The organism is Azospirillum sp. (assembly GCF_035627195.1).
Taxonomy (GTDB): domain Bacteria; phylum Pseudomonadota; class Alphaproteobacteria; order Azospirillales; family Azospirillaceae; genus Azospirillum.
Window position 1 is genome coordinate 1 of sequence record NZ_DASPMG010000039.1, and the last position, 7,545, is coordinate 7,545.

General features: G+C 69.1%; 6 protein-coding genes. 2 read left to right on the forward strand and 4 right to left on the reverse strand.

Annotated features, from left to right (window positions below):
* Nucleotides 1-179: 179 nt before the first annotated feature.
* On the forward strand, nucleotides 180-1,145 hold the full coding sequence (locus VED21_RS03110) for a glutathione S-transferase family protein (RefSeq protein ID WP_324880845.1): 966 nt from the start codon (nucleotides 180-182) through the stop codon (nucleotides 1,143-1,145).
* 9 nt (nucleotides 1,146-1,154) lie between these two features.
* Here the strand turns inward: VED21_RS03110 and VED21_RS03115 are convergent, their stop codons facing one another.
* The 3 genes from VED21_RS03115 to VED21_RS03125 are packed head-to-tail and all read right to left on the reverse strand — an operon-like array spanning nucleotide 1,155 to nucleotide 4,033.
* Nucleotides 1,155-2,699 carry a HAMP domain-containing sensor histidine kinase gene (locus VED21_RS03115; RefSeq protein ID WP_324880846.1) on the reverse strand — a complete coding sequence of 515 codons (1,545 nt, stop codon included), beginning with the start codon at nucleotides 2,697-2,699 and terminating at the stop codon, nucleotides 1,155-1,157.
* A complete protein-coding gene (locus tag VED21_RS03120; protein ID WP_324880847.1) occupies nucleotides 2,674-3,486 on the reverse strand; it encodes a response regulator transcription factor in 813 nt (270 codons plus the stop codon). Before VED21_RS03120 ends, VED21_RS03115 begins: the two co-directional genes overlap by 26 nt.
* Nucleotides 3,479-4,033, reverse strand: a complete 555-nt coding sequence (locus VED21_RS03125) for a hypothetical protein (protein ID WP_324880848.1) — start codon at nucleotides 4,031-4,033, stop codon at nucleotides 3,479-3,481. The genes VED21_RS03120 and VED21_RS03125 overlap by 8 nt, the downstream gene beginning before the upstream one ends.
* Before the next feature lie 819 nt (nucleotides 4,034-4,852).
* Between VED21_RS03125 and VED21_RS03130 the strand changes: the two genes are divergently transcribed.
* A complete protein-coding gene (locus tag VED21_RS03130; RefSeq protein ID WP_324880849.1) occupies nucleotides 4,853-6,121 on the forward strand; it encodes an MFS transporter in 1,269 nt (422 codons plus the stop codon).
* A 26-nt stretch (nucleotides 6,122-6,147) separates the two neighbouring features.
* Here VED21_RS03130 and VED21_RS03135 read toward each other — a convergent pair whose 3' ends face one another.
* Nucleotides 6,148-7,296 carry a hypothetical protein gene (locus VED21_RS03135; RefSeq protein ID WP_324880850.1) on the reverse strand — a complete coding sequence of 383 codons (1,149 nt, stop codon included), beginning with the start codon at nucleotides 7,294-7,296 and terminating at the stop codon, nucleotides 6,148-6,150.
* Nucleotides 7,297-7,545 lie beyond the last annotated feature (249 nt).

The following is a 7,545-nucleotide window of genomic DNA, read 5'->3' on the forward strand; positions in this document are numbered from 1 at the left end:
ACCTTGCGGTCATCCGGCGCTTGGCTCAGAACATCTTGCGGGCGCACCCGTTGGACCGGTCAATGAGCCTGAAAATGTTCAGGGCCATGATAAGCGAAGAATTCTTCTTCGAACTCTTTGCTTACATGCGATAGCCCTCCCCCTCCGGGGGAGAGGGCGAGAGGGAGAGGGAGAACACCATGGGCCTGCTGATCGACGGCCGCTGGAGCGACCAGTGGTACGACACGAAGTCCACCGGCGGCGCCTTCGTGCGGCCGGAGACGCAGTTCCGCGGCCGGGTGACGGCCGACGGCTCCACGCCGTACCAGCCGGAGGCCGGGCGCTACCACCTCTACGTGGCGCTGGCCTGCCCCTGGGCGCACCGCACGCTGATCGTCCGCGCGCTGAAGAAGCTGGAGGACGTGATCTCGGTGTCGGCGGTCGACCCGCTGATGCGCGAGAACGGCTGGGTGCTGCCGGACGGCGCCGACCCGGTGAACGGCGCGCGCTTCCTCTACAAGGTCTACGCCAAGGCCAGGCCCGACTACACCGGCCGCGTCACCGTGCCGGTGCTGTGGGACCGCAGGACCGGCAGCATCGTCAACAACGAGTCCGCCGAGATCCTGCGCATCCTGAACACCGCGTTCGACGAATTCGGCGACGCGCGGCTGGACTTCTACCCGGCCGAACTGCGCGATGAGATCGACCGCGTCAACGCCTTCGTCTACGACCGCGTGAACAACGGCGTCTACAAGGCCGGCTTCGCCACCAGCCAGGAGAAGTACGAGGCCGCCTTCGACGCGCTGTTCGGCGCGCTGGACGAGCTGGACGCGCGGCTGGCCACGCAGCGCTGGCTCGTCGGCAACCGGCTGACCGAGGCGGACATCCGCCTGTTCACCACGCTGGTGCGCTTCGACGCCGTGTACGTCGGGCACTTCAAGTGCAATCGGCAGCGCATCGCCGACTACGCCAACCTGTCCGGCTACCTGCGCGACCTGTACCAAGTGCCCGGCGTCGCCGGCACGGTGGATTTCGACCACATCAAGCGGCACTACTACGCCAGCCACACCATGATCAACCCGACCGGCATCGTGCCGAAGGGTCCGGTACTGAACCTCGACGCGCCGCACGGGCGCGGGCGGCTGGGGCCGGAGGCGCTGGCGTGACGCCGGCGATTACTGCGCCACCGGCAGGGTGATGCGGATGCGGAATCCCTTGCCGTCGCGGCGGTTCTCGCCCTGGATCTTGCCGCCCACCGCCTCGACGTTGCGGCGCACGATCCACAGGCCGATGCCGAAGTGCGTGCCCTCCGCCGTCTGCCCGGTGGGGTCGTCGGCGGGCATGCCCTTGCCGGCCTCGCGCTGGGAGAAGTAGCGCTCGAAGATGCGCGGCAGGTTGGCGGGATCCACGCCCGGCCCTTCGTCCTCCACCGTCAGCTCGGCGCGGTTGCCGTGGCGCATCAGGCGCACCTGCACCGTGCCGTTCTCCGGCGAGAAGCTGACCGCGTTCTCGACGATGTTCTCGACCACCGTCTCCAGCAGGTCCTCGCTGGCGCGCACCACGACGCCCGCCTCGACGGTGGAGCGCATGTGCAGCCGCCGTTCGGCCAGGAGGCCGGTGTAGCTGTTGGCCATGCGCTCGACCAGGGCGGACAGGTTCACCTTGCGGCGCGGCGGCTCCAGCAGGTCGGCGGTCGCCTCGTCCATGCGGCGGGTGGAGGAGACCAGCCCGTCCAGCTTGTCCACGGACCGCTCGATCATCGCCAGTGCGCGCTGGCAGCGGGAGTCGTCGGGCGGCAGCGCGCGGCGCAGCGGCTCGGACGACTGGCGGATGACGGCGATCGGCGTCTTGAAGGCGTGCGCGTTGTCCTCCGCCGCGCGGCGGAGCAGGAGCGCGGATTGGCGGAGCGAGTCGACCAGCCGGTCGAAGTCCTCGGCCACGCCGGCCAGTTCGGGGACGGTGTTGCGCTCGGCGAACGACGCGGTGCCGGCGTCGCCGTTGACGATGCCGCGGGCCAGCGCGCCGAAACGGTGCAGGTTGCGCCACACGCCCAGCAGGACGGCGAACACCAGGATCGCCATGATGACGTAGATCAGCGCGGCGGCCTGCACCACCGGCGTCTTCCAGTAGGGCCGGCCGAGCGAGGAGCCCACCCACCCTTCGGTGGCGTGGCTGGTCACCAGCGCCCAGCAGCCGAACGACGTCTTGATCGGCGTGACGGAGCTGAGCACCTCGACCCCGCCCGAGGTGCGCGGGACGCGCATCGCCAGCGGCTCGTTGCCGGCACAGCTGACGCCCAGGCGGGCGAGCACGCCCTGTTCCAGCAGTTGGCCGCGCTCGGCGTCCAGGTCGGCGATCGGCACGTGCGGGGCCGACGCCACGTAGAAGAAGCCGTCGCCGCCCGACAGCGTGCGCGGCTGCACCAGAAGGCGCAGGCGCGTGCGTTCGTCGGCGAAACGGGCTAGCGACGCGCCCAGCTGCGGCAGGGCGGCGCGGTCGGCCCGCGCCAGTTCGGGCTCAAGGGCCCGGGCGATCAGGGTGCCCTGCTGCTCCGCGCTTTGCAGGAGCAGTGTCTGGCTCACCTCGTCGGCGCGCCGGAACTGATCGTAGATCAGCGCCGGCACCGCCACGAACACGATGGTCAGCAGCGTGACCTGGCCAGCCAGGGAACGCCACAGCCATCCGATCCTCGACTTACTCCGCGGCTGCGGGAGCGCCATTGACCATGCCAACGTCGACGTCCTCCTCATGCACGCCGGCGCCCTCGCCGTTGGTGCCATCACCCCAGCGGTAACCGAAACCGGGGTAGTTCTCAATGCAGTCGAACTGGCCGTCGACCGCACGGAACTTCTGGCGGATGCGCTTGATGAAGGCGCGCACGTTGGCACGGTAGCCCGACGGGCCGTAGCCGGCCACGAAGCCCTTGCCGTGCACGAGGTCGTAGATCTCGCGGTAGGACACGTCCTCGTCCGGGCGCGTCGCCATCAGCTTGACGATGTTGAACTCGGTCAGCGTCAGGTCGATGCGCTTGCCGTCCCACAGGGCGCGGCTGTTGTCGAGGCGCAGTTCCAGCTTGCCCAGGGCGTACACGGGCTGGGCCTGTTCGCCGCCCTCCTCCGTGGAGCCCTTGATGCCGTCGATGATGAGGCGCATGCGCTTCAGCAGGATCGACAGGCTGCGCGACTTCTCGACGAAGTCGAGGGCACCGCCGGACAGTGCGGCCTCCTCATAGATCTGGTCGGACAGCACGGTGAGGAAGATCACCGGCACGTCGATGCCGCGGGCGCGCATCTGGCGCAGCACGTCGATGCCGTCCAGCTTGGGCATGCGCCAGTCCAGGAGGACGATGTCGACCTGACCGCCTTCGGCGAAGAAGTCGAGCGCGGGCTCCCCCCGGTTGAAGGAGACGACCTCGTAGCCCTCGTCGGCGAGGTTGAGGCCGAGAGACTCGCGGAACAGGTCGTCGTCGTCGACCAGCGCCACGCGGGCGATACCGGCGTTAGTCATTGCGGCCGTCCCCGGCTTGGGCGAGGAGATGGGCGAAGCATCGTTGATCGACATCTGGGACATTCTCGCTGCTCTTCATGTCGTAGGAGAGGGCTCGGAAATCCTGGGTCGTCATGTCCATGAAGAAGAACACCTTGAGCGAACACGTGCCCTTGGCGTAGCGCCAGACCTTGGCGGGGGCTTCCTCCTCCGTCGAAACGGGGACACCCAGGAGACGGCGGGTCTGGCCCTGGTCCAGCCCGACGAGAGCCTCGGGATCGATCTTGCCGGTGGCGGCGAGCGCCTGGCCGGCGGCGGGTCGGGGCGGCGTCGGCGCGGTCGGCGCCTCGCTCGCACGAATGGGCGGTTTCACCTTGGGAGGCGGCGGCTGGATCAGCGCCAGCTTGCCCGGCGCCCCGGACGACGTGGCGCCGGGGTCGGACGTCATGGTGGGGCCGGGGCACCCGGCCAGCAGCAGAACCGCCAGCCCGAGACCGATCCCGTTGCGCCGGAGTCCCGCTCCGGCCCAGGCCACTTCGCGCATGGCACCCGTCATGGTCATCGTCATGGTCCGGGCCTCTCAAAGCATCGTGGTTGGACTCATGGGCGGCGAACTCGTCGTGCTCTGCTGCCCTTGTCGTCCGGTGCCACAAAAATCAGGCCATCCTGGTTAATGCTGGGTTAAATCAGAGGTTCGTACCCCTTTTTTGCGCCCATCCTCATGCGTTTTTCTGACACAGGCGGCGGAGGCGGCCATCGCTTACAATACGGTTGGCGATTGCGGAGAAAGTATTTCGATTTTCAATCAACTTCGCAGGTGAACGAACGATCCCGCTGCGCGTGCCGCGTGTTTTCGCGGCCGGCGATGTGCGCCGCATTTGAGGCGTGCGGGACGTTGGGTTTTCGCTGGCGCTCAACCCAACCTGCGGACGCGCGCACGCACCGGCATGCTGGGCTGAGCGCCAGCGAAAACCCAACGTCGGAGATGTCTGGGGGGACCCCGGAAAAGCAATCGGCGGCGAAGCCACCCGGGTCTGGCTTCGCCGCCGTTCAGTCGGATGGGCAACATCGCCTTTGCGAAACCGCACGGGGGCGGTTCATGGAGTTGCCGCTGGCAATCCGACCGTCTAGCCGGCCGGTCCGAAGACCGGTCGGTGTTGTGATTCCGATGCTGTCAAAGCACCATCACTCACAGGACTGAGCGTGCTCCTCCGCACGGGTTCCGTCAAGAGAGATCCCTTCAGCGAATACGTGGAATGTCTCTCTTGCGAGGATAGCCGAAGGGGGTTAGCACCTGTTGCAAGGAGGAATCGCCGCCCCGACCTCCGGGCGGCGAGGCCGGCCACGAAGACGAACGACAACGATAAACAAAGGCCGAGGTCCAGAGGTGAGGGATTCCGCGTACGCGCACGCCGTCAGCGTGCCGCGCCGGATCGTGACGGTGTTCGTGCCGTTCGCGCTGGCGTATTTCCTGTCGTATCTCTACCGCACCGTGAACGCGGTGATCGCGGACGAGCTGACGGCCTCGCTGGGCGTCACGGCCGCCGGGCTGGGGCTGCTGACCAGCGCCTACTTCATCGCCTTCGGCGCCTTCCAGCCGGTGCTGGGCATCCTGCTGGACCGCTATGGCCCGCGCACCGTGGAAGCGGCGCTGCTGCTGGTGGGGGCGCTGGGGGCGGCGGTGTTCGCCATGGGCGACAGCCTGGGCGTGCTGGCGGCCGGGCGGGCGCTGATCGGGCTGGGCGTGTCGGCGTGCCTGATGGCGGCGATCACCGCCAACGTCATGTGGTGGCCGACGGAACGCCTGCCCATGATCAACGGGCTGTTCATGGCCTGCGGCGGCCTGGGCGCGGTGTTCGCGACGACGCCGGTGCGGGCACTCCTCTCCGTCACCGACTGGCGCGGGCTGTTCCTGGGCCTGGCGGCGGCAACGGCGGCGGCGGCCGTGCTGCTCGTCGCCGTGGTGCCGGAACGGCGGCGCGAGGGGGCGGGCAGCGCCACCTGGGGCAGCATGCTGCGCGGCACGGCGGCGGTGTTCTCCAGCCGCACCTTCTGGCGGCTGGCGCCGCTGCCGACCCTGATGCAGGGCGTCTTCATGACCTACATCAGCCTGTGGGCCGGCCCGTGGCTGCGCGACATCGACGGGCTGGACCGCATGGCGGTCGCCGCCCACCTGCAATACGCGGCGCTGGCCATGGTGGCGGGCTTCGCCGGCTTCGGCATGGCGGCGGACGCGCTGCGCCGCGTCGGCCTGCCGCCGACCGTGGTGTGCACCACGGGCGCGGCGCTGGGCATCGTGGTGCAACTGGCGATGCTGTTCGACGCGCCGATCCCGCCGGCGGTGGCGTGGGTGCTTTACTCCTTCTTCGCGGCGGCGGGGGTGATGGTCTTCGCGATCATGTCGCAGAGCTTTCCGGCGGCGCTGGCCGGCCGTGCCAACACCGCGGCCAACCTGATGATGTTCGCCGTCGCCTTCACCTTCCAGTCGGCCATCGGCGCGGTGATCGGCGCCTTCCCGCCGCCGGACGGGGGCGGCTATTCGCCGCAGGGCCACCACGCGGCGATGGCCGGCGTCGTGGCGCTGGAGGTGGCGGCGCTGCTCTGGCAGCTGTGGCCGCGCCGGGCCGTGGCGGCGGAGACGAAGCCGGCGGAGTGATCTGGCGAAATGATCTGGCGGAGTGATCAGGCCGTGACGTTGACGGTCGGCTGCACGGCGCCGGGATCGACGGCGGCGACGCTGGTGTCGGCGCCGACCGTGGTGTCCAGCAAGGCACCGGCGATGTCGTCCGCCGTGATGCCGGAGTCCATGGCCACGCTGCGCAGGTCCTGCACCTCCTCGCGCGCGGCCTCCAGCGTCTTCTCGTCCTCCTTGAAGCCCTCGCGGCGCTCCTTCTTGCGCGTCTCGTCGGTTTCCAGTTCGTTGGCGGCCTTGGCCTCGGTCAGGACGTTCTTGGCGACGGCGATCACGCGCTCGATGCGGCGCGCGAAGGCGTCCGCCTCCTTGTAGCGCGACATCTTCGCCTCGCCGTCGGCGAACATCTTCTGGACGAGCTGCTGCGCCTTGCCGCCGGGCGCCTCGGTCGCCGGCAGCATGCCCGCCTGCGCGAGGCCCATGATGCTCTGGGCGAGGTCCAGCATCTCCTGCGGGACGATATCCTGCGCGGCGTCCTGCGCGGCGTTCTCGGCCGGCACGCTGCCGTCGGCCGGAACGTTCGCGGCCGTGGGCGGCGGGGCGGCCGCCGCCTGGGCGGCGTCGCCATTCATGCCGCCCATGCCGATACGCACCTCGACGCTGGTTTCCACCGAGGCGATGGTCACGGTGGTGACGGTGGTCTCGCGGGTGACCTCGATCGAATTCCCGGTGGTGGCCCCCTTCCCCGCCGCCGCGGCGGCCGACACGCCCAGGGAGAACTCCTTGGCCGCCTTGCCGGCCTCGCGGGCCAGCTGGGCCGCCTCGCGCGCCAGCTGGGCCAGCTTCTCGCGGTCGCCGCGGGCGGCGGCGAGGCGCGCCTCCTGCCGCAGTTCCTGGATCCGCCGCTCGGCCTTCTGCAGGCGCTCCTCGGCGGCGGCCTTGGGGTTGTTGATGCGCCGGGCCTCCTCCATGGCGGTCATGGCGGAATGCGCGTCGCGCAGCCGGTCGGGATCGAGGTAGGAGCGCGCCCGCTCGGCCTGCGCCTTGTCGGCCAGCGAGGCGGGGCCAAGCTCCTTGCGGTACTTGTTGTCGGTCTTTTCGAACAGCGCTTCGTTGGCCTTTTCAAAGGCCTTGCCCGCCTGGCGCATGCGGAGCATGCCGGCCTGGGAGTCCCCCAGGATCGAGAAGATGCCGCTCATGGTCCACCCCTCCCCGTACGCGCATAGGTTTAGCACAATCGGCCGGGCACGTCAAAAATTCGCACTTTGTTTACCAAAGCCCACGCTCCCGTCGCGGGTCATACTCGCGGAACGCGATTCAACCACTTGGCGGGCTCCCCTCGGAACCGCGCCCCCTCCCCCTTGTTTATGAGGGCGAGTTTCCGCGTCGACGCGCGAGGCGACGCGTCTTGCCGGTCACGAACGAGATCTCTGAGGAGGAACAATCCA